The sequence below is a fragment of the Streptomyces sp. P9-2B-2 genome (assembly GCF_030406865.1).
Classification (GTDB): Bacteria; Actinomycetota; Actinomycetes; order Streptomycetales; family Streptomycetaceae; genus Streptomyces; species Streptomyces platensis.
Genome location: NZ_CP129126.1, coordinates 7,947,403 through 7,970,804, shown reverse-complemented (window position 1 = coordinate 7,970,804; position 23,402 = coordinate 7,947,403). Strand labels below are relative to the sequence as shown.

The 23,402-nt window shown below is 70.1% G+C and carries 8 protein-coding genes; 2 read left to right on the top strand and 6 right to left on the bottom strand.

What is annotated here, in order from left to right; all coding sequences use genetic code 11:
- Positions 1-67: 67 nt before the first annotated feature.
- From QT196_RS34975 to QT196_RS34955, 5 genes are all read right to left on the bottom strand, one after another.
- Positions 68-577 carry a hypothetical protein gene (locus tag QT196_RS34975; protein WP_266732718.1) on the bottom strand — a complete coding sequence of 170 codons (510 nt, stop codon included), beginning with the start codon at positions 575-577 and terminating at the stop codon, positions 68-70.
- Positions 578-602: 25 nt separating this feature from the next.
- The gene (locus QT196_RS34970; RefSeq protein WP_266732717.1) at positions 603-5,042 is read right to left on the bottom strand and encodes a discoidin domain-containing protein; all 4,440 of its coding nucleotides are present in this window, start codon (positions 5,040-5,042) and stop codon (positions 603-605) included.
- Complete coding sequence (locus QT196_RS34965) at positions 5,039-7,231, bottom strand: hypothetical protein (RefSeq protein ID WP_168482653.1); 2,193 nt, start codon at positions 7,229-7,231, stop codon at positions 5,039-5,041. Before QT196_RS34965 ends, QT196_RS34970 begins: the two co-directional genes overlap by 4 nt.
- A gap of 5 nt (positions 7,232-7,236) precedes the next feature.
- Complete coding sequence (locus QT196_RS34960; protein ID WP_266732715.1) at positions 7,237-11,151, bottom strand: DUF6603 domain-containing protein; 3,915 nt, start codon at positions 11,149-11,151, stop codon at positions 7,237-7,239.
- Between the two features lie 997 nt (positions 11,152-12,148).
- The gene (locus tag QT196_RS34955; RefSeq protein ID WP_168482651.1) at positions 12,149-13,312 is read right to left on the bottom strand and encodes an epoxide hydrolase; all 1,164 of its coding nucleotides are present in this window, start codon (positions 13,310-13,312) and stop codon (positions 12,149-12,151) included.
- Positions 13,313-13,415: 103 nt separating this feature from the next.
- Here QT196_RS34955 and QT196_RS34950 point away from each other — a divergent pair, with 103 nt between their 5' ends.
- Together QT196_RS34950 and QT196_RS34945 are read left to right on the top strand one after the other, a co-directional pair.
- Positions 13,416-13,985, top strand: a complete 570-nt coding sequence (locus QT196_RS34950) for a CGNR zinc finger domain-containing protein (protein ID WP_266732711.1) — start codon at positions 13,416-13,418, stop codon at positions 13,983-13,985.
- Between the two features lie 387 nt (positions 13,986-14,372).
- Positions 14,373-17,258 carry a BTAD domain-containing putative transcriptional regulator gene (locus tag QT196_RS34945; RefSeq protein ID WP_290356366.1) on the top strand — a complete coding sequence of 962 codons (2,886 nt, stop codon included), beginning with the start codon at positions 14,373-14,375 and terminating at the stop codon, positions 17,256-17,258.
- 61 nt (positions 17,259-17,319) lie between these two features.
- Here QT196_RS34945 and QT196_RS34940 read toward each other — a convergent pair whose 3' ends face one another.
- Entirely contained in the window at positions 17,320-23,391 is a 6,072-nt protein-coding gene (locus tag QT196_RS34940) for a non-ribosomal peptide synthetase (RefSeq protein WP_290356365.1), read from the bottom strand.
- Positions 23,392-23,402 lie beyond the last annotated feature (11 nt).

Below are 23,402 nucleotides of genomic sequence, written 5' to 3'. Positions count from 1 at the left end.
GGTCGGTCGGCGGCAGGAACGTGGATGGGCGGGTACGAACTCGCGCGGGTGGTCGGATCCGAACGGGTCAGGACCCGCCGTCGGGTGCCCGCTGAACGGTGAGCCGCAGGTCGGTGCTGCGGCGGGTGTGTGTCTCGGATCCGGTGGCCGATTCGTCGGTGATGCGCAGACCGACGGTGCTGGGCGAGCCGGTCAGCGGGATGCGGTCGAGGATGAGGGTGAACGTCGCGGTGTCGTTGAAGACGGCTTCGTGGCGCGGGTTTTCCGGGGTGCAGACGAAGACGGTGCGGTCGCTGTGGGAGATGCTCTTACGGATGTGCCAGGTACGGCCGTGTGGAGCGCCGTAGGTGGCGTCGATGCGGTCGGGCCGGTCGGTGAGGGCATCGGGCCGGTCGCCGGTCGGGACCTCGACGGTGATGCTGCGGCAGCCGGCGGTCGTCTGCACCGCTTCGGGGTCGCGGAAGACCTTGATCTCCAGCCGGCCCTGGCTGGGACGGTCGGGGGCGGCCTGGGTCAGCACGGGCGGGAACGTGGTCAGCGTGTAGCGCAGGGGTGCCGTGGCGGCGGACTCGGTCATGCGGTGGCGGTCTCCTGGTGTTTCGTCAGGACTGGGACGTCGGTTCGGGGTCGGCCTGCCGGGTGCTGGGGTGGAGCTGGAGGTAGCCGGCGCGCGCGGTGGGCATCGCGTCGTCGGGGTGGGCGAGATGGTCGGCAGGGATCAGCAGGCGCTCGTCCCAGTCGAGTTGCTCGGTCCCGGTGGCCTGCGGCTGGGCCCAGCTCCAGGTGCCGTGACGTGCCGACAGCGGCGGGACGACCAGGGCCGCATCGTCGGGGGTACAGGTGGCCCGGAAGGTCCGCATGCCGAAAATGCCGTCGGCGTCGGTGGTGAGCCGCAGACGCAGATAACGGGCGGGGACCGGGGCGGCGAGGGTGTGCTCGTTCACCGGCTGTCGGGCGTTGAAGGCCCGCGGCTCCCATCCGTCGTCGTCGCCGGTGACGGACGACTCCAGGACCGGGGTACCCGGCCAGCTTCCGCCCCCGGCGGTTCCGGTCCGGAGGGAGTAGCCGGTGAGCTGCTGGACAGCGCCCAGGTCCAGGGTGATGGTGCTGCCGACCGCAGGAACGTCCAGACTGCGGAACTCTGCCGCGGGCTCCCCGCTGCCCGAGATGTTGCTCAGCGGGTGGTCCGGGTCTTCGGTCATGGTCGTGCCGAGGCTTCGCCGGTCGCGGGTGGTGGCGAGGAGCGGGTTGAGGCGGAAGGAGGCACGGACGGCGGCGAGTGCCTGGTGGACGCGCTCCGCATCGAGCCGCAGGGAGTGGACCGGGAGGATGTCAGTGGTGGCGTGGACGGGCAGGTGGGGGTGGGCGAGCAGGGTGACGTGTCGCGTGCACGGGCGGGTGGCGGGTCGGACGGGCAGGGCGAGGTCGCTGCCGTTGGTGGTCGCCTGGAGGTAGTCGTGGTCGAGGGCGGGATCGAGGGCTCGCAGCAGTCCGTAGTCGACCGGTTGGCCGGGGTCGGCGCTGAAGTAGCCGATGAGCCCGTCGTCCAGGGCGTGCGGGTCGCCCAGCCGGATCGCCCAGGTGTCGTCGTCCGCGGAGGCGCCGAGCGGGTGGAGGACGGTGTCCCAGGACGGATCGGCCGGCAGCGGGTGGTGCAGTTCGAGGTCCAGGGTGGCGTGGACGAGCGCGACGGGCCGTCCGATGAGCAGGCCGGGCAGCCGGCTGTCCTCGGCCGCGGGGGCGACGATGGCGCGCAAGCTCTTGTCGATGGTGGCGAGCAGGGCTCCGAAGGCGCCGGCGGAGTCATCGCGGTCGAGCAGGCCGGTCAGGAAGGCGGCCAACTGCGGGTGATCGGTGGCGAACCGGGGATCGGTGTGACCGGTGTACGGGGAGTGCGGCAGCGGGGTGTAGACCGCGACCCGGGTATCGCCGCCCGTGGTGACGGTGCGCAGTTCTCCCAGGGCCTGCCCGGTCGTGCCGTACACGCCCAGGGTCCGGTCGAGGTAGTTGACCAGGAGCAGGCCCGCGAGGCCGTCGGCCTGGCCGGATGGTTCCTGGGCGATCGCCAGCCGGGTGTCCTGGAGGATGCGGGGCGGGAGCTGGACGAACCGCTCGGGGTTGATCAGCCGGGGCTCGGTGTAGAGGTCGTGGCTCGGGGTGACCGAGGGGGTTTTCAGGGGGTACTGGTCGTACCAGTTGCCGCTCGCGCCGGAGGTGACCAGGTCGGCGCAGCGGCCGAAGCGGTCGACGATACGCAGGTCGGTGAGGAAGAACTGCCCCGCGCGTACGGGCTGGAAGCGCTTCTGGTGGGGCCCGCCGGCCGGGTCGGGAACGTGATTCTGCTCCCCGGTGAGCGCGGCGATCTCGGGCTCGGTGGGCACTTGAGCGCCGCCGTCGAGTTGCAGCAGCCAGTCGTTGAAGCCGTCGAGGGTCTGGGAGAGGACGTCCAGGGGTTCGAGCTCCCTGCGCAGCGCGGCCAGGCCCGCGGTGTTGACGCTCGGGTAACCGGCCCGGTAGCGGGACAGTTGTTCGCGCAGCACGTAGACGGTGGTGGGGGCGAGGTAGGCGCGGGAGCGGAAGAGCCGGTTGAGGACGTCGCCCTCGCTCTCGAAGTCGGCTTTCAGGGTGCCGGTGCCGTTCCAGAGGTAGCTGTAGGTGTCCAGTTCGCTGCCGGGCGGGGGCGCGGTGAAGGTCCAGTGATAGCCGTCGGCGGTGTGGTACGGGGTGGGGAAGTAATTCAGCTTCCACATCAGCAGCATCGGCAGCCACGGCTGGCGCCACGGTGCGCAGTACTCGGCCAGTGGGCCCCTGGCGTGGGTCGCGGGGTTCTGGGTGATGGTGTGCAGGGCGGTGTGGCCGTTGTCGGCGGTGCGTGCGGCCTCGTCCAGGAGGGCGAACTCCTTGAGCAGGTCCGTGCAGGCATCGGGCAGTCCGGTGATGCCGGGGTCGGGCGGACTGGCAGGCGGCGCCGTCCAGTTCGCGCCGATCTTGACCTCGGAGAGCAGGTGGGAAGGCACCCGGCAGGGCAGCGGGTTGTCGCGGTCACGGGTGAGCGGGACGGTGCCGCCGCCGGTGCCTTCGATGAGGACGACGGGGTCGGCGGGCTTGTAGAAGCTGTCCTGGGGCAGTCGTTTGAGCTGGAGACGGTCGGCCAGGCCCCTCGCGGTGGCCCAGGCGTCGATGGCGTCCTGGAGGTCCTGCCCGGCCGCCGCCTGCGGAATGTGGTCCCGGAGTTCGCGGAGCCGCGCCTGAGCCTCTTTGGCCTGATTCGCCGGGCCGTCGCCGTCGGGGGCGAGCAGCTCGTCGCATGTGGTGTCGAAGTCGGAGGGCAGGTCACCCGGGCGTTCCACGTCGGGCAGGTTCCGTAGCCAGTACAGCGCCCAGACCCGCCACTGGTGTTCCGTCAGCTGCCGCAGGAGGTGGTCGTACTCGGCCTGCGCCGCGTTGAGTTCGTCCAGCGGGAACGGATCGTCGTCCACCGTCCCGGAGCGTCCGGAGTCAGGCTCCCGGTCGTCGCGGGGGACGATCTGCCAGGTGTGACCGCCGTCGCTGCCGGAGAACCAGCTGCGGTGGGTGACTTCGGCCAGGTCGCGGTCCCCGGCGGCGCCGTCGAAGGTGTCCAGTGTGCCGTGGTAGAGCGCGCTGAAGAGCTGGGCGGTGCGCGGCGAGCGAGTCTGGTGGCCGATCAGCATGGTGGCGGCCTCGCCGGTGCTGTGCCCGAACGCGATCTTGGTATGGGTGGCGTCGGGGCGGGCGTCGTCGGGGGCTTCGCCTTCGCGCTCCCACTCCAGGCCGAGCGCGGTGCCGTGGTACAGGCTTCGCGTCGCCTGGGGGGCGGCGGTGGCCTCGAGGCGCCGCACGGCGGCGGGCCCGGACCCGGACTCCAGCATCCACAGTTGCACGTAGCGGGCGGTGACCGGCCGCTCGGGGGTGTACTCGATGACGGGGGTGCCGGCGTCGAAGTCCTGGTAGTGGGCGGAAGGCCAGTTGACGTTGTCCACGGACGTCTGGACGCGTACGGCGGGCAGGGAGTGCTGCCCGTCCGGGTCGCCCACCAGCACGTGCAGCGAGCTGACCTGCTGGACGCTGCCGAGGTCGACGGTGATGCGGTCCGAGCGGACCGGCGCCTTCTCGCTCAGGTAGTAGGTGTCCTCCTGGTGGTCGAGGACGTTCGTCACGTCGTGCCCGGTCGCGGTGCCCATGCCGCCCTGGACGAGGGCGGTGCGTCCGGCCACGGTCCAGCCGAGGGCGGCGATGACGTCGGCGGCCGAGGATCCGTCGGCGTCCGGGGGCAGCAGCCCGGGGATGCCGGCCGCGACGTTGAGGATGTCCTCGTCGGTGTCGCTGTACCAGCCGACGACCAGATAGCTCAGGGTGGCGTCGGGCGGGTAACTGTCGCCGTGGGCCGGGTCCTTGAGGTCCTGGAGGTCGTCGTGGAAGGAGAAGACGTTCTCGTGGTAGGGCTCGAAGGCCGCGAAGCTGGGCAGGCCAGCGCCCGCGGCGGTCAGGAACAGCTTCCGGTCCCCCGGCGGTTCCTGCCAGGGGCCGTCGGCGAGCCGGTGGGCACGGCCGAGCCAGTCGACCTCGGGGGCGTCCTTCTTGCGCGGGTTGATGAAGCTGTTGATGGTGTCGTAGCCGTTCCACAGCGCGCCGTCGTCATCGGAGTACAGGTAGTCGCTGTGCACGACCCAGCCAACGGCCTTGCGCTCACCGCGCACCCAGGAGTAGCGGACGACCAGCCAGCGGTTGGGCACCAAGGGGAAGTGCGTCCGGCCGTCGTCCTCGGCCATGAGGCCGTCGGTGAGCGCTTCCGGCAGCTCCCACTGGACGTGCACGCCCTCGAAGGTCTCGTCCCCGCCGACCTCTTTGGCCCCGCTGAAGGCCTCCGGTTCGGCGGCGCCCCGGCCCTCGGTGTCCGGATAGGTGCCGAGCATGCGGTCGAAGCTCGGCTGGTAGCGGTGGAACGGGTGCAGGGTGCGCACCTTCCGGTTGGCCAGCAGGGCGTGGACCTGGACGGGCACGATCAGGTCGGTATCGCTCACGCGGTCTCCTCGGCGGTGGGCGCGGGCAGCAGGAGCTGCTCCAGCGGGGCGTTGACGAGTTCCAGGGCGAACTGTCCGGGCGACAGCTCGTCGTCCGCGCCGCAGGCTTCGGACAGCGCCGCGACGAAGCCGTCCGCGCCATGGAGGTCGAGGACGTCCGGCAGGCCACCGGAACGGCCGGGGCGCAGGTGGTCGAAGACGGTGCGTCCGCTCACCGGGTCGGGGAACTCGGTGCCGGTCGGGTAGCCGACGTCGTCACCGGACAAGTAACGCAGGCTGACGCGCCGTTCGGAGTTGATGCCGAAGTGGATGCCCTGCCCCGGCTCGCGAAGGGTGACGCTGTCCGGGACGGCGTCCCACAACACCAGCAGGATGTCGGGCGCCAGGTGGTCGCGGCGCAGCTCGCCGACCTGTTCGCCGCCCCGGGTGGCGAACAGGTCGAAGACGGGCCAGGCGCGGACCAGCTCGGAGTTGATCAGCAGCCCGGCCGCCGGGATCGGGCGGCGGTGAGCTCGGGCCAGCCGTTCGCGCAGCAGCGGATCGAGGTCACGGTCGACGGAGGTGTGGACGCCGACGTCCGTCGCGCCGGCCACCAGGGCCTGGATCCAGGCCCCGTCGACGCGGAAGGCCCGCAGGCTCTCGGGCGGCAGCATCCGGGGGTCGGGTACCAGGTGGTGGAAAGGCACACTGCGCAGCAGGGCGAGGCGGTCCAGCCACTCGGACATGGTGGGTGTGCGGGCGTTGATCACCGCGCTGAGCGACTGCCGGGCGCGGGGGTCGGCGAGCAGCGTGGCCGGTTCGGCACGGGCGGTGCGCGCAGCCGGTGCGGGAGCCGGTTCGGGGTGCAGGTCGGCTCGCAGGGCCTGGACCAGGCGGCGCCCGAAGCCGGCCGAGGCGAGTTCGTCCAGCGCCGTGGCGGCGGGCGGGGCGTCGGGGTCGTGCCGGGCGCGGTGGGGGTCACTGCCGAGCGCGGCCAGGGTGGCGGCGCGGTCGGACAGTGCGCGCCGCGCCTCGACGGCCTCGGCGCTGTAGTCGGGATCGGCGAGCGCGATGGTGCGGCCGAGCGTCCACGCCGCCGCATAGCTGACGTCGAAGACGCCGTACTCGCGGTCATAGATCAGGGCGTGGTCGGCGGTGGTGTGCGGTCCCTGGAAGGCTTCACCTGGCAGGTCCGGAGCGGTGAGCGGGGTGAGCGGGCCCCGGTACCACGCGTAGGTGTCCTCCCCCGCCAGGGTGCGGTGGGCGACGGCGCTGTAGCCGTGGTGCAGCCGGGTGCGTGCGTACCGCTCCTCGGCTGTGGACGCCGAGCCGGCCGCGGGAGCGTGGCGCAGCGCGAGGTTCTCCGGGTCCTCGGCGCCGGGGGCGACGAGGCCGCGCAGCAGCGTGCCGGGGTCGAGGGTGCCGTCGGGGGCGTTGGTGAACGACCAGGACCACAGGCTGCACAGCCGCACTCGCTCGCTGTCGGCAAGGGCGCCGGAGGCGAGGCGGCCCAGGTGGCCTTCCAGGGAGACCAGGTGTACGGCGTAGGTGCCGGGGGTGCGGGGGAAGCGGTTGGCGGCGACGACGGCGTACTCGCCTTCGGACAGCACCTCGCCGTTGTCGCGGAGTTGGGGTGCGGTGCGCACCTCGCGCATGTGCGTGAGGTGAGAGAGCTCGTCCTCGCGCGGGACGACCGCGTGGAAGACGTCCACCGGCACATCGATCGTGCGGCAGGGCAGGTCGTCGTTGATGTCTCCGGACAGTTCCGGCCCGGCCGTGCCGGCTTCGGCGGGGTTGCGGAGACGGCCGATGGTGCGGGTGGTGAACTCGCCCTTGGCGTCGGGGTCGTCCACGGTCTCGCCCTCGGCGAGGACCAGCAGCGCCAGCCAGGGCGCGGGGACCGCCCGTCCCAGCAGTTGGCGCTCCCAGGGAAGGATCGCCCGGTGGAGCGTGATGTGCGGCAGGACGTGGGGGTAACGGCCCGCTGCTCCGGCTGCGGGGTAGGTGGCGTGGACGGAGCTGGGGTCGAGGTGGAACCGAGCCGCGCGGATCTCGTAGCGGTCCTCGGCCTTGGGCAGTTCGGCCGTGGCGTCCAGCCGTCGGCCGTCCTTGGTCAGGCAGTGTTCCACCGTGATGGTGTAGATGCCGGCGGTGGTCGCTGGTGCGAGGTGGTCGTAGAACGTGACGTCCAGGTCGGGGCGGGCAGGCACGGCGGTCACCTCGCGGCTTCGGTCAGGAGCGGGGCGTCGGTCAGGGAGGTGCCGGTCAGCCGGGCGGTGCCGGTCAGCGGGCCGTCGCTGCCGGGGGCCAGGCCGAGTGCGGCGAGCGCGTCGTGCGTCCGGGTGCGCCGGGCCGCGGTCCCGGCCTCGGCGAGCGTGTCGCCGATCAGCGCGATGCTGTGGGGGTCGGGGACCGGGGAGCGGCCGGCCACCGTCTCGTCACGCAGCGGCATCCGGCCGGGCGGCAGGCCGTCGACGTCCAGGGCCTCGACGGGTACCGGTCCGACGCCGCGCCGACGGGTCGGTTCGGGCACCTGGATGGTCAGCCCGGTCAGACAGTCGTCGACCAGGCCGGGCTGGTTGAGCGCCTGGTTCGGGTGGGCGAGCGGCTTGCCCCACAGCGCCTGCGGCAGGCTCTCGCGGGTGGCGGTCACCGTCCAGCGGGCCTTTTCCCAGTCGTACGGGTTGCCGCGCTGGTCCAGGATCTGGACGATCTGCTCGGAAACGACTCCGGTCAGCCTCATCGGGCGGATGTCGATCCGGGCGCTGTCGCTGCCCGCGAAGAGCTTTCCGTTGAGGGTGATCTTCGAGGCGGGCAGCGCGGATTCGACGGCCGCGGTGAACCCCTCGATACGTACCAGCTGCGGCTCGGCGGCCGCCGCACGGGCCTCGGACTCGTCCTGGCTGACGTCCGGCAGCTCACTGCCCTGCTTCAGGGCGGTGCGGGAGGGCGCGGGCAGCTGGACGTGGAAGTCCTGCCAGTCCGCAGGGGGCGCGCCCTTGCGGTCGGAGCCGAAGCCGAGGGTGAAGGTGATGAACCAGACCTTCACCCGGGCCCTGCCGCCGACCGGCGGCAGCCACAGCTGGAGGTCGACCCCGACCTCCAGGGAGATACGCACCCGCACGAACAGCACCTTGACGGTGGCGGCGACGCCGATGCTCAGACCCAGCGCCAGGTCGGCGTAGAACGGCTTCCACTGCACCAGCGCGTGCACGTAGGCGGTGAACCAGGCCCGCAGGTTGATGCCGTGCCCGCTGTCGTAGACGGCGGCCAGCTCACCGCCCACCATGAACGCCCCGTCGGTCAGCGCCGCGTACGCCTGGGCCCGGATGGACACCGGGCCGCGCTCCCATACCCAGCCGATCCGGGGCGGTTTGGGGAAGTAGGCGGGGGCCCGGAACTGGGGGTGGTAGCCACCGGCGGTGAGCACGAAGCCCTTGCGCACGCCCTGGGCGGGCAGCGCCTTGCCCCACACGTAGAAGGAGATCCCGCCGGTGAGCCTTGCCTGCGGGTCCAGGATGTACGAGCCGTCCGCGATCACCGTATCCATGGAGAAGCGGCCGAGCGCGGAGTCGTAGGCGAAGACGAAGTCGACGATCACCTTGCCGAGCGGGCCGCCCAGGGACAGGTTGATACCCGCGTCCGGCACTGACGCCGCACTCTCGGCGGGGACGGTGGTGGGCGGCAGTGACAGAGTGGTACGGCCTGCCAGCATGGCCTTCCAGCCGGCCTCACCCCACTCCACCAGGGCGATCGCCTTGGCCTGGATGAAGCGGTAGACGGTGAACTCCATACCGCCCGCCACCCAGTATTGGCCGTGGGCCGGGGTCACCCAGCCGCCCGGGCCGACCAGTTCGTTCAGTGCCTGGGACGGAGTGAGCTTCTCGACCTCGCCGCCGGGCGTGGACGGGCGGGCGCCCAGCCGGTTGACCAGCGGGAAGCGGCTGATCTCACTGGCCGTGGGGATGCGTACGGTGCTGTTGATGCCGAAGCCGAGGGCGATCCCGGTGAAGGTGACCGGGCCCACGGTGAACAGGCCGTTGACCCGGTTCTTGCCCGCCACGAGTTCGGCGTAGGCGAAGACCGAATCCCATCCCGCCCTGTTGCGTGCCCAACTGCCCATCAGTTGAAGGCTGACGAGATCCTGGATCTCGATCCGGCCCGCGGCAGCGAACGCCAGCTCGAACTCCGGCCCCAGGTCGAGCCGGGTGAACGCCCCGGCGATGACCACCTTGGGCGGCCCCGGGCGCTCCAGCGCGACACCGGCACCGCGTAAAACCGGCGCGATGTTCCAGTCCTTGTCCACGCCCAGGCCAAGGCCCTGCAGCTCCACGGTCAGCGGCCCGACCGCCATCGTGGCATCCAGGCTGACGAACAGACGTCCCTGCGCGTAGCCGAGGCCGGCGTGGTGGAAGCGGACCGGGCCCATCGCGAACCCGCCCAGCTCCAGACCCTTGGCCGTGTCCTCGCCGTCCTCGGCACGTTCGCGGCCCAGCACCAGGGACTGCGCCGATCCGGCGCCGCCCCACGCTCCCTCACCGCGGCCCGGTGCCGCCGCCCTGCCACCGTCGGGCAGCTTCAGAATCAGCGGCCCGCGAGGCTTGCCGCCCACCGTCACGTTCACCCAGGCCAGTGCACCAGGCGGCAGCGCCTGGCCCAGCAGACGCGGTAGCCGCTGCTCCGGCCCGCCGTCGAGTCCGTCGACGATCGTGTTGAGCCGCTCCACCTGCTCCCGCGACCAGCGTCCCGAGGAGTAGGCAAAATGGACACCGGTGAAGAGCACATCCCGTTCCCAGGGGATGGACGCGCCGACCAGCGGCAGCTCGGACAGCCGGGCCGTCACATCTCCTCGGATCGCCACCAACCGGGCCACCGTCGATCCGGCGCCTTCAGGCTCCGACGCCACCACCACCCCCACCCGGCCGACGACCGCCGACAGCACCAGTGACCCTGCCGCGGAGCTTCCGGCCGGGAGGCGGTAGGTGAACGACGCCGAGCTGAAGGAAGGGACGAGAGGTTCCAGGTCCGCCGGGACGTCGACGCCGAAGGCGGCGGCCAGGTGAGCCAGGCTCAGGACCCCGCTCTGCTCCTCCAGGGACGCGCTCAGTTCCCAGGCCCCCGAGACCGTCCGGGCGATCGCTCCGCTGAACCACAGCCGGAGGTCTTCGCCGTTGACGTAAGCGGTGAAACCGGCGTCCGCGGACAGCGAGAACGCCGAGGCCCCACCTGCCGGTGTCGAGTGGCGGAAGCAGACGAGCAGGTCCATCGTCACGCCGGCGAAGGTGACTTCCGTCGCCGCGGTGACCTCCCACTCCTCCAAGACACCCGGGACCGTCAGCACCTCGATGGTCAGGTACTGCAGGCGGAAACTCCGCAAGCTCTCTGGGATCTCCTCGGCGATGTCCCAGGTTTCGCCGAGCCAGTCGAGGAGGTCAGCCATCCGGATGTTCGCGGCACTCACCCCGCGAAGCACGTAGCCTCCGTCGTCTGACCAAGTGGTCAACTCCAGCCTGACACCGCCGATGACGATGAAAGCGACGCCGTGCGGCATGCCCCGTGCCGGCGAGGAGGACGGTCCCACCAGCGCACCGGAGGCGGCACCCACGGGCCGGATGCCATACTTGGCGCCCTTTTTCTCCCAGTCCGCATTCTTCAGCGGCCACAACCGGTCCGGGGTGAAAGCCTCAATGAGGCCCTGGACGCCCGTCAGGCCGTCACGCGTCATCCCTGCGCCCATAGGCTTCTTGCTGTACCGGGACAGACTCTCGAAGGTCGCAGTCCGCTTGGTGAGGATGCCCGACCCGATGATCCTCGCGCTGCCTGCTTCAACTTTCGGGCCCGGATCATCGGTCCGGTTCTTGTTGTCCGGGCCCACGAAAAGATTTCCCGGCAGCCAGGTCAGAACGCTGTGGATGTCGTCCAACCCGTCCGGACTGACTCCGCCGTCGGGGTCGTAGACGGACTCCGGGTCTTTGAGGTCCTTCACGAACTCCCTGATACGCGGGAAGTTGAGCTTCTCCTGCTCCTTGTAGTCCAGGCTCTCGAGCTTCGTGGCCCAGGTGTCGGCGAAGTCCACCAGCGCGTTCCTGAGTTCGGACCCCTTCACGTTGTACGCGTTCTCGATCAACACGTTCCAACTCTTCACGAGCGTTTCAAAAGGAATCACATGATGACGCGCCAGCGGGATTCCCCCGGTCGGCTGGTCCTGATCGAGGTTATCCGGATTGCGGTTGACCAACTGATCAGCAAACGGATAACGGCCGCGACCTGTCAACAACAACTTCATACGCTCAGCCACTGTCTGGCCTCCTCGGCTTGTGGTGACCGCTCAGTCCAGGCGTGGCCGCTCCGGTGCGCTGAAGGGCCATAGACCTACGACCGGACGCCCGCCGGGACTTCTCGGTCACACGCTCCCCCGCCCTCAGGCGCCGTTTCCCCCGGAACAACACCGCATCCGGCACGGAACAGCACTCAGGAATCCGAGTGTGCGCTTCCCCGATGTGCATCCGTCCGCACTCCACCCCTTTGGGAGGACGGAGTACAAGCTAGTCATCGTCAACACCCGCTGGAACAATGACCATTGGCCATGGCGTCGGTATCAGGCCAGCAGCACCTCGCCCTCCTTCTCCCGCGACCGCGGTCATAACTTCCGCGCCGACGGCCTTACAGACGACTTGGTGGCACAAAGAGCGTCGGGGTCGTTGGCGGCCCGGGCCCGACCGCAGCACATGGATGTGACTGATAACGGCTTCGACCTGGATGCAATCGTTGCGGGTGCCGACGGTGACCAGGAAGCCAGGGGGCGGCCGTGTTCGTCGCAGGCGAAGTGTTCGCGGCTATCACCCCCAGAATTCGATAGCGGCCTGGGTAACATCCCTGGCCCCACCCACCCGGTGAGATTCGAATGAGCTGCCGAATAATTCGATGCCTGGAGGGGGTGTCGTGCACATGACACCCACGCACGACGGTGAAACTGAAGCGCAAACCCACAACACCCAAGGGTCCGGCCCCGGCCGGCGGCTGATCCCTGCCCCCGGAACCGGCGGCCTCGTCGGGTTACCTCACTCACCGTCAGCTCACGGCATCAGATCATCAGCCGGTGGATTCGGGCTCAGACCCAGCCGCGTTCACCGACGAGCGGCCAGTACTGCCGCGAGGCCTTCTTGCAGATCCTTGACGAAATACTCGGGAACCTCCAGCGACGGGAAATGCCCCCCGGTTTCGGGCGACCTCCATCGGACGATCTGTCGGTACCGCTCCTGTGCCCAGCCGCGCGGACACTTCTCGATGTCGCGGGGATACATAGTGATCGCTGACGGGACGTCCACCCGAAGTTCGGGGTCGAGCGAGTTGTGGCTTTCGTAGTAGATGCGGGCCGACGATGCGCCGGTCCGTGTGAGCCAATACAGGGTGATGTCGTCAAGAACCCGGTCTCTGGAAATCGCCTCGAACGGGCTGTCTTCGGTATCTGTCCACTCAGCGAACTTGTCAAGGATCCAGGCGAGAAGCCCGACCGGTGAGTCGACGAGCGAGTAGCCGATGGTCTGCGGTCGGGTCGCCTGCTGCTTCGCATACGCCGCGCGGTGGCGCCAGAAATCGCGGGTGTCCTCGGTCCATTTACGCTCGGCCGCCGTCAGCCCGTCCGTTGTCAACCCGGGCGGTGCCTCCGCGAACGTGGTGTGGATGCCGAGAACGTGCGCCGGGAACCTGCCACCCAGAACCGTGGTGATGTTCCCTCCCCAGTCGCCGCCGTGGGCTACGAACTTGCTGTAGCCAAGCCTTCCCATCAGTTCCACCCATGCGGCCGCGATCTTTTCGGTTCCCCACCCGGTGGTGGCCGGCTTGTCGCTGTAGCCAAAGCCCGGCAACGACGGGACTACTACGTGGAACGCCGGCGCGTCCGCGTCTTTCGGATCGGCCAGCTCGTCCACCACATCGATGAACTCGGCAATGCTGCCTGGCCAGCCGTGCGTCACGATCAGAGGTGTGGCATCTGCGCGCGCGGATCGGCGGTGCAGGAAGTGGATGCCCAGATCATCAATGGTCGTGCGGAACTGGCCGATGCGGTTCAGGCGCTCCTCGAACGAGCGCCAGTTGTACCCGGTGCGCCAGTAGTGCACGACATCGACGAGGTCGGCGAGAGGAACGCCCTGTCCCCAGCGGCGAGGGCCGGGCGCGGCGCGATAGACCGTCTCGGCCTCCGGTAGCCGCGCCGCGGCCAATCGCGCGCGCAGATCGTCGAGGTCGGCGTCAGTTGCGTGGGCTTCAAATGCTTGCACGTCGCTGGGCATGAGACCTCCTGGTCATCGTGGAACCGGCTTGGACCTGTCATGAACCATCTAAGACGGTTCTAGCGTGCCTCGATGCCGGCGCGCAACCCGCTAAGGTGGTTCCATGCATGCTCGGTTCCCTGACTTCCGTCTCGGTAAGGTGCTGGCGACCAGCTTCACGGCGACCCTGACGGAGCGGCGTGGCGACGCTGTGGAACGCATCCCCACGCCGCACCGACTCGTCGACTGGCTGGCGGTGAACGGCCTCGCCGTGGAGTCCTGCACCACCGCCCAGCTCGAACTCGCGCGGGAACTGAGGGAATCGATTCACGCCGCCTTGACAGCGGCGGCGATCCGGGATCCTCTCCCCGCGTCTGCTGTCCACGTCATCAATGACTGCAGCTCTCAGGGTCGGGCCGCGGCCATCCTGACGCCCGAGAGCAATCGGCAATGGCGACTCAGCTCGGCTTCCTGCGTAGAAGATGCCCTAGGCGTGATCGCCGCCGACGCGATCAGCATCATCGCGGGCGAACGAGACGGAAAACTGGCCTTGTGCGCATCGCCAACCTGCCAAGCCGCCTTCTTCGACACCAGCCAGAGTCGCACCCGCAGATGGTGCGACATGAACACATGCGGGAATCGTCAGAAGAAGGCGCGCTTCCATGCCAACCAGCGCAAAAATGCAGCCGGCTAACAAGGCCTGCCGTTAGCAACTTAGGCAACTGTGGGGCACGCTGCCGAGAATCTCGCTGGGAAGCCTGGGGCTCATGAGTGCCCTGGCCGAGCACGCGTAAGACCGTCTGTAGTCCTTCTGGCGTCGCCGTCGCCAGGGTGTGTCCGGCCCCTGGCACCACCGCCGCACTGGGGCCCTACTCGCGCCCGCCGACGCGTCAACTCTGGTTCTGTGTAGTTTAGTTGGTATACAGGAGCAATGTCACACTTATCCGCACTACACGGAGTGGCCCACCTCCGGCTGCTCGGTCCCGTCGAATACGTTTCGGCTGACGGAACAGCCGGGCGGCCCGGAGCGCCGGGGCCACAGGCCGTACTGGCGGCTCTGGCACTCCGTGCGGGGACCCTGGTGACGATCGATCAACTGGTGGACGGTCTGTACCACGACGATCCGCCCGCCTCCGCCCGCCGAGTGATCGTCAACTACGTCCATCGGCTGCGGACATACCTCGACCGCGCGCACACCGCGGGCAGGGAGGGTGGCGCCGCATCCGGTCGAGACGGTGGGGCCACGGTCATCGGGACCATGGCGGACGGCTATGTCCTGCGACTGCCGGCCGAGCGTGTCGACGCTCTGCTGTTCGGCCAGCTCACACTGCGGGCCCGGCGTGCGGCCGCGCAGGGCGATCCCGCGTATGCCGCATCCGTCCTGAAGGGGGCGCTCGGTATGTGGCAGGGCCCGGCGCTGGCAGGGCTCCCCGGGCCCTACGCGCAGGAACAGCGACGGGCGCTGGCCGAACAGCGGGCCTCGGCGACGGAGCACCACCTGGAGCTGTCGCTGGCGTGCGGCCGGCATGAGGAGGTGGTGCCGGAGATCCTGTGCGCTCTGGAGGCCTATCCGTACCGGGAGCGGCTGCACGGTGCGCTGATGCTGGCCCTGTACCGGTCGGAGCGGAGCGCCGATGCGCTGCTGGCCTACGATCACGCCCGCCAGGTACTCGCGGACGAGATGGGCATCGATACGGGCCCCGTCCTCGACGGGCTGCACGCCGCGGTGCTGGCGGGTGACCGGACTCTGCTGGCGGTTCCTGCTACGGCGAGGACCGCTGCCGTCCCGGCCGAGGTGCAGGTGTGGTCGGCCGTCCCCGCGCCGAGGGCGCCCGCCCAGTTGCCGGCCGTACCGTGCGACTTCACCGGTCGGCACGACGAGGTCTGCACCCTGGTCGCCGCGCTCAGCGGGCACGCCTCGCACCCCGTCGCGGTCATCACAGGGATGGGCGGCGTAGGCAAGACCGCGCTGGCCCTGCGCACCGGGCATGCGGTCATGGGCTCCTTCCCCGACGGCCAGTTGTACGCCGAACTGCGCACACCGTGCGGCGCTCCTGGTGACCCGGCCGACGTTCTGGCCGGTTTCCTGACCTCACTGGGCGTGCCGCACGAGCGCCTGCCGGCTTCGGTGAGCGACCGCGCGGCACTGTTCCGCACCCTGCTGTCGGACCGCGCCGTGCTGGTGGTGCTGGACAATGCCGCCACCGTCGCCCAGGTCGAGCCGTTGCTGCCCGGCGCCGACCAGTGCGCGGTCCTGGTCACCGCCCGTGCGCTGGCGGCGCTGCCGGCCGCCGTCAAGGTGTCGCTGAAGGGCCTCGACCCCCACGATTCCGTGGAGCTGATCGGCAAGGTCGCCGGTATCCGGCGGATCGAGGAGGAGCCGGACGCCGTCGCGGCGCTCGCCGCCGCCAGCGGCCATCTGCCGTTGGCGCTGCGGGCGATCGGCGCTCGCCTCGCGCTCCGGCCGGCCTGGCCGGTCGCCACGCTGCTGTCCCGGATGTCCGACGAGGCCAGGCTGCTCGGGGAACTGCGGGTCGGTGAGCTGACGGTCGAGGCGGTGTTCGAGCAGTCGTACGCGCAGCTCTCCCCGCAGCGGGCCCGGGCGTTTCTGGAATTGTCCCTCCCGCACTGCGTCGAGTTCGGTGTGAAGGGCGCCGCCGCAGTTCTCGAACTTCCGGAGCGGGAGGTGGAGGACGTCCTGGAGGCCCTGGTCGACGCGGTACTCCTGGAGACCCGCGCACCGGGCCGCTACCGCTACCACGATCTGGTCGGGGCCTATGCGCGAGCGACGGCTCGAGTGGAGCTGACCGACGAGGAACTCCGCCAAGTCGTCCGCCGCGCGGCCGACTTCATGTGCGCCAGTGTCGCCGGAGCGGTCCTGGCGACCCAGCCGCTGGGCGTTCGGCTGACCTCTGAGCTGCGACCGCGGCGGTCGGCGGGCGAGGACGTGGGGACCGGCCAGGAGGCGGTGCAGTGGATGCGGAGAGCGCTGCCCACCGTGGCCGCCGTGGCGGAGCAGGCGGCCGGCAGCGGAGACGCGGAGGCGGTGGCACTCGCCGTCGACGGGCTGATGCTGGCTCCCTGCTTCGAGGAGAGCGTGCCCCTCGGCATGCTGGCGCCGGCGGCCACCGCTCTGGTGCGGTCCGCGGTGGCGTACTGCGACGAGGACGTGGTGGGCACGGCTCATTACGCGGCCGGGGTGATCCTCAAGAAGCACTCCTCGCTGGACTGCCTCGACCGCTCACGGGCGCATCTGCTGAAGGCACTGGAGATCTTCGGTGAGTCTCCCGCACCCGCCGATGGCCTCCGGCCCTTCCTGGCAGTTCTCTTCACCCATGCGATGCTGGCCCACCTCGACACCATGTGCGCCGACTTCAGCTCTGCCCGCGCCCATGCGGAGCGGTCGGTGGAGATGGCGATGATCACCGGCGATCAGGGGCTGGTCACACGGCGGCGCACCCTCCTGCTCCAGATCCGGGCCCAGGATCCCGGCAGCAGGGGGGACCTGGCCCGGATCCGTGAGCAGTGCCGGGAGCTGGCCGACCTGCTGACCTGCGGCAAAGACGTGAAGTGGCTGATCCGGGTGATGACGACGGAGGCGGACACCCTGTTGTACGGCGGGCGTCCCGCGGAGGCGGCCGCGCTCTACCGCCAGGTGTTGCCGCGTGCCCGGACCACCGGTCATGCCCGAAACGAGACCGAGTGCCTGTACCGGCTCGCCGAGGCACTCCTGCTGACCGGGGACGCCCATGCCGCCGTCGATCATGCGCGGCAGGCCCTTCAAGGAGCTCAACTCACCCAGGAGCACCTGCTGATGGCGCGCAGCCACCAGGCTCTCGGCAGGGCCCTTCAGGCAGTGCGGGCCGAGTACGTGGACGGGGAGGCGGCGGGCCACTTGGAGAAAGCCGCGGAACTGTACCGGGTTCTCGGGCTCCATACGGGTTCCGGGGCTGCCGTCGGTCAGTGACCACGTCCCGCCCGGACACCGCTGGGGGTCCGGGCGGGACGCGATCCGCTGCACTGTGGCGTCACTTCCTGTATTCGGCACACCAGTCGGCCAGCACCGGACCGATCTGCGCGAGCTGCTCCGGGCGGGTCAGTTCGCCGTGCGCGCCACGTACGGGAGTGATGGCGAGCCGGCCCGTCACATGGGGCCGCCAGGCCTGCGGGCGCTGCATGCCCGGAACCCAGCCCTCGGTGGCCTCGAAGAACAGCACATCACCCCGGAACGAGCGCGGGACGAATCCGCTCTGGAGGCGACTGTTGCGGGCGAATACCCGGACCATGGCCGCCAGGCCCTGTTCCCCGAGCAGGGCGAGCGGGCCGTCCGTGGCGTCCGCCTGGTGCCCGAGGGAGTCGAACAGGGCCTGCCGCAGTTCTTCCGCATCCGGTGCGTCGCCCCGGTCCGTCCCTGATCCGCTCTTTTCCGTCCTTCCTGTGTCGTGGCCGTCGGCGGTCACGCGCGACGGGTAACTGTCCATCAGCACAAGCGAGTTCACCTTCTGTCCGGCCTCCTGGAGCCGTACTGCCATCTCGTGGGCCACCACCCCGCCGAAAGACCAGCCGAGGAGTGAGTAGGGGCCGTCCGGCTGCACCGACCTGATCTGCGCGAGGTAGGCCTCCACCATCTCCGTCATGCTTTCCGGAGCCGCATCGGGCTCGGTGAGCCCGTGTGCCTGAAGGCCGTACACGGGCTGGTCGAGTGCCAGGTGGCGGAGCAGCCCGGAGTACACCCAGCTGGTTCCGGCCGCCGGGTGGACGCAGAAGAGCGGCTCGGGGGGTGTGGCGCCCCGTGTGCGGGACGGCGTGGCCGCCCGGCGTACGGAGCGCAGCGGGAGCAGGACCGCGAGGGAGTCGTCGGGTGTGTCCTGCGAGAGCCGGTCGGCGAGTCCGGCGACGGTGGGGGCATCGAACAGGGTCCTGATGCCCAGCTCGGCGCCGAGCACCGAACGCGTCCTGGCGATCAGCCGGGTGGCGAGCATCGAGTGGCCGCCCAGGGCGAAGAAGTCGTCGTCGATGCCCACTTCGGGCACCCCGAGGACCTCGGCGAACAGCCCGCACAACAGCTCCTCGCGCACCGTTCGCGGGCCTCGGCGGCGCTCCACCGTCCCGTCACCCGGTGCCGGCAGCATCCGCCGGTCGAGCTTTCCGCGCGAGGTCAGCGGCAGGGCGTCCAGGAACACGAACGACGACGGCACCATGTGGCGGGGCAGTGACGCCGTGGCGAGACGGCGCAGCTCGCGGGCATCCGGCCGGCCCTGCTCCGTCGGAACCACATAGGCGACCAGCTTGCGCTCCCCCGGCCTGTCCTCCCGGACGATCACGGTCACCTGGCGGACCGCGTCGTGTCCGGCGAGCACCGACTCCACCTCGCCGGGTTCGATCCGGAAGCCGCGGACCTTCACCTGTTCGTCGGTGCGGCCCATGTATTCCAGGACACCGTCGGCGCTCCAGCGCGCCAGGTCCCCGGTCCGGTACATGCGCTCCCCCGGCTCTCCGAATGGGCAGGCCACGAACCGCTGTGCCGTCAGCCCCGGCCGGCCCAGGTAGCCGCGGGCCGTCCCCGCTCCGGCCAGATACAGTTCGCCGACCACCCCGGCGGGCAGGGGACGCAGGCCCGCGTCGAGGACGTACATCCGGTTGTTGCTGATCGGCCGGCCGATCAGCGGGCGCTCGTGTTCCGCTGCCGCGCCGTACGACACGTACACGGTGCACTCCGTCGGGCCGTAGGAGTTGAAGCCCTCGGTCCCGGAAATGGCGCGGAGTTCGCTCCACAGCGCCTGGTCGACGGCCTCGCCGCCGAGCTCGACGATGCGCGGTTGCGAGGGCTGCCCTGCGGACAGCATGCCCGCCGTCATCAGCTGCCGGCAGTACGTCGGCGAGATCTCCATGTAGTCGATGCCCGCGGCGCCGATGTACTCGGCCATCGCCTCCGGGTCGCGGCGGACCTCGTCGTGCACGAGGTGCAGTTCATGGCCGCCCAGCAGCCACAGGACCGGTTCCCAGGAGGAGTCGAAGGTCAGCGGTCCGGTCACCAGGGCACGGAACCGGTGGTCCCCGGCGGCCGCCACCTGAGGCGCGAACACCGCGAAGTGGGCGTGGAACAGGTTGCTGAGATTGCGGTGCTCCACGGCCACCCCCTTCGGCCGGCCCGTCGAACCCGAGGTGTAGATGACGTAGGCGAGATGGTCCGGGCGCAGCGGTACGGGCCGGTCCGCAGGGTGCGGATCGACCGGCGCGTACCGGCTGAGGGACTGACGCACGGCGGGGTCGTCGAGGACCAGCACCTGGATCGAGGGATCGGCCCCCGGACGGAGCCGGGCCAGGTTCTCCCGGTCGGTCAGCAGGAAGGAGGGCGCGGCGTCCGCCAGCATCAGGGCGATCCGGTCCTCGGGGTCCTCCGGGTCCATCGGCACATAGCAGCAGCCCGCCTTGAGCGCGGCCAGCAGCGCGACGATGTGCTCACCGGCCCGTGGGAGCAAGGTGGCCACCCGCTGTTCCGGCTGGATGCCCTGGCTGATCAACAGCCAGGCCAGCCGGTTCGCGCGGGCGTTCAGCTCACGGAAGGTCAGCGTGCCGTCGGCGTCGACCACCGCGGTGGCATCCGGGCTGTTCCGTACGTGCTCCTCGAAGATCTCGTGCACCAGCCGGTCGTCCGGCAGCGGAAGGGCGGTGTCGTTCCACCCGGAGAGGATGCGGACGCGCTCCTGCGGGGAGAGCAGTTCCATCGCTCCGATGGGAGTTTCCGGGGCGGCGCCGGCGGTGGTGAGGAGGCTCAGCAGGCGCTGGGTCAGGGCCTCGGCGGTGACACGTTCGAACAGGTCGGCCGAGTAGTGCAACAGGCCGTCGACGCCGTCGGGGCTGCCGTCGGCGCCGTGCCGTTCGGTGAAGGTGAAGTCGAGGTCGAATTTGGTGGGGGCGGTGTCGAGGGGTTGGGGTGTGAGGGTGGTGCCGGGGAGATCGAGGGTGCCTTCGGCGTTGTTCTGGAGGACGAGCATGGTCTGGAAGAGCGGATGGCGGGCGGTGCTCCGGTCCGGGTTCAGCCTCTCCACCAGCTGCTCGAAAGGCAGATCCTGGTGGGCGAACGCCGCCAGATCCCCCTCCCGTGTCCGGGCGAGCAACTCGCCGAACGACGGATCGCCCGACGTGTCCGTCCGCAACACCAGCGTATTGACGAAGAACCCGACAATGTCGTCCAACGCCTGATCCGTCCGTCCCGCCGTCGCGGTACCCAACGGGATGTCCGTCCCGGCCCCCAACCGCGTCAGCAACGCCGCCAGCCCCGCCTGAAGCACCATGAACAACGTCGCACCCTGCTCACGCGCCAACGACTCAAGACGCCCATGCAAGTCGGCCGGCAGCCGGAAATGAACGAGACCACCGGAATGGGTGGGCTGAGGCGGACGCGGCCGGTCGGTGGGAAGCGCCAGCTCCTGCGGAAGACCCTCAAGCGCCTCCACCCAGAAGTCCGACTGCTGCCCACCCACCTCCGCCAGAAGCTCACGCTGCCACAGCGCGTAATCCGCGTACTGGACCGCCAGCGCCTCCCACACAGGAACACTGCCGGTGAGGCGGGCGCGATAGGCCATGGACAGATCGCGTAGCAGGGGCACCAGCGACCAGCCGTCGCTGGCGATGTGATGCAGCGTCAGCAGAAGCAGGTGGTCTTCGGCGCCGACGGTGAACAGCGTGACCCGCAGGGGCAGTTCCTCGGCGAGGTCGAAGGGCGTGAAGGCCGCGGCGTGGAAGCGGGCGGAGATCTCGTCGGCGGGGCACGGCACCACGGTGACCTCGACGGCGGCCTCGTCGGGGGCGAGCAGCTGCTGCTGCGGCTCGCCCTCGTGGGCGGGGAAGACCGTGCGCAGCGCCTCATGGCGCCCGACCACATCGTTCACGGCGGACTGGAGGGCGTCCGCATCCACCGGGCCCCGCACCCGGAAGGCGAACGGCGCGTTATAGGTCGGACTCTGCTCCAGACGGTCCAGGAACCACAGCCGCTGCTGCGCGAACGACAACGGCACCACCGCAGGCCGCGCCCGCGCCGTCACCGCCGGCCGGGCCGCGGCACCCTCGGCCAGCAGATCCGCCAGCCCCGCGGCCGTCGGGGATCCGAAGAACTCCCTGACGCCCAGCTCCACGCCCAGCACCGAACGGATCCGGCTCAGCAGCCGAGTGGCCAGCAGCGAGTGACCGCCCAGGGCGAAGAAGTTGTCCGCCACCCCGACCGTCGGCACACCCAACACCTGGGCGAACAGCTGACACAGCACCTCCTCCCGCGCAGACCGCGGACCACGCTCGCCCCTCCCGCCACGGTCGGGGCCGTCCCCGGAGGTCGGACCGGCATCTGCGGCACCGCCAGGGCCGGACGCGCGACGGGCGGGGAGCCGATGCTCGTCCGTGCGGTCCAGGAATGCCCGCTCCGCTGTCCGCGACGCGAAGATCTCCAGCGAACCGATGGCGGTGTCCGGTGCGTCCGCGGCGGCGTCGAGAGCGCGGACGAGGAGGCCGGTCAGGGTGTCCGCGGTGGTGCGGTCGAACAGATCGGTGGCGTACTGCAGGATGCCGGACATGCCCAGGGGGCGTTCGTCGGCGTCCCGCTCTTCGGTGAAGCTCCAGCCGAGGTCGAATTTGGAGGGTGCGGTGTCGAGGGGTTGGGGTGTGAGGGTGGTGCCGGGGAGATCGAGGGTGCCTTCGGCGTTGTTCTGGAGGACGAGCATGGTCTGGAAGAGCGGATGGCGCGAGGTGCTCCGGTCCGGGTTCAGCCTCTCCACCAGCTGCTCGAAAGGCAGATCCTGGTGGGCGAACGCCGCCAGATCGCCCTCCCGTGTCCGGGCGAGCAACTCGCCGAACGACGGATCGCCCGACGTGTCCGTCCGCAACACCAGCGTATTGACGAAGAACCCGACAATGTCGTCCAACGCCTGATCCGTCCGTCCCGCCGTCGCGGTACCCAACGGAATATCCGTCCCGGCCCCCAACCGCGTCAGCAACGCCGCCAGACCCGCCTGAAGCACCATGAACAACGTCGCACCCTGCTCACGCGCCAACAACTCAAGACGCCCATGCAAGTCGGCGGGCAACCGGAAATGGACAAGACCACCGGAATGGGTGGGCCGGGACGGGCGCGGCCGGTCGGTGGGAAGCGCCAGCTCCTGCGGAAGACCCTCCAGCGCCTCCACCCAGAAGTCCGACTGCTGCCCACCCACCTCCGCGAGAAGCTCACGCTGCCACAGCGTGTAATCCGCGTACTGGACCGGGAGTGCCTCCCACACAGGAACACTGTCGGTGAGGCGGGCGCGATAGGCCGTGGACAGATCGCGCAGCAACGGAGCTTCCGACCAGCCGTCGCTGGCGATGTGATGCAACGTCAGCAGCAGTACGTGTTCATCGGGGGCGGTGGTGAACAGCGAGACACGTAAGGGAAGTTCGACCGCCAGGTCGAAGGGGGCGAACGCCACGTCATGAAAGAGGGAGTTCAGCTCCTCGGCGGCACACGGCACCACCGTCACCTTCACCGTCGCGTGCTCGGGTGCCAGGATGTCCTGGAAGGGCTCGTCGTCGCGGACCGGGAAGACCGTGCGCAGCGCCTCATGTCGCCCGACGACATCATTGACGGCGGACTGGAGGGCGTCCACATCCACCGGGCCCCGCACCCGGAAGGCGAACGGCGCGTTATAGGTCGGACTCTGCTCCAGACGGTCCAGGAACCACAGCCGCTGCTGCGCGAACGACAACGGCACCACCGCAGGCCGCGCCCGCGCCGTCACCGCCGGCCGGGCCACGGCACCCTCGGCCAGCAGATCCGCCAGCCCCGCCACGGTCGGCGAACCGAACAGTTCGCGGACGCCCAGCTCCACGCCCAGCACCGAACGGATCCGGCTCAGGAGCTGGGCAGCCCTCAGCGAATGGCCGCCCAGGGCGAAGAAGTTGTCCGCCACCCCGACCGTCGGCACACCCAACACCTGGGCGAACAGCCGGCACAACACCTCCTCCCGCACTGACCGCGGACCACGCCCCCTCCCGGCACGGCCGGGGCCGTCCCCGGACGGGGCTGTGGCATCGGCCTGCTCCCCGACCGCGGGGCTCTGCGCTTGCGTCATGGTGCTCCTCC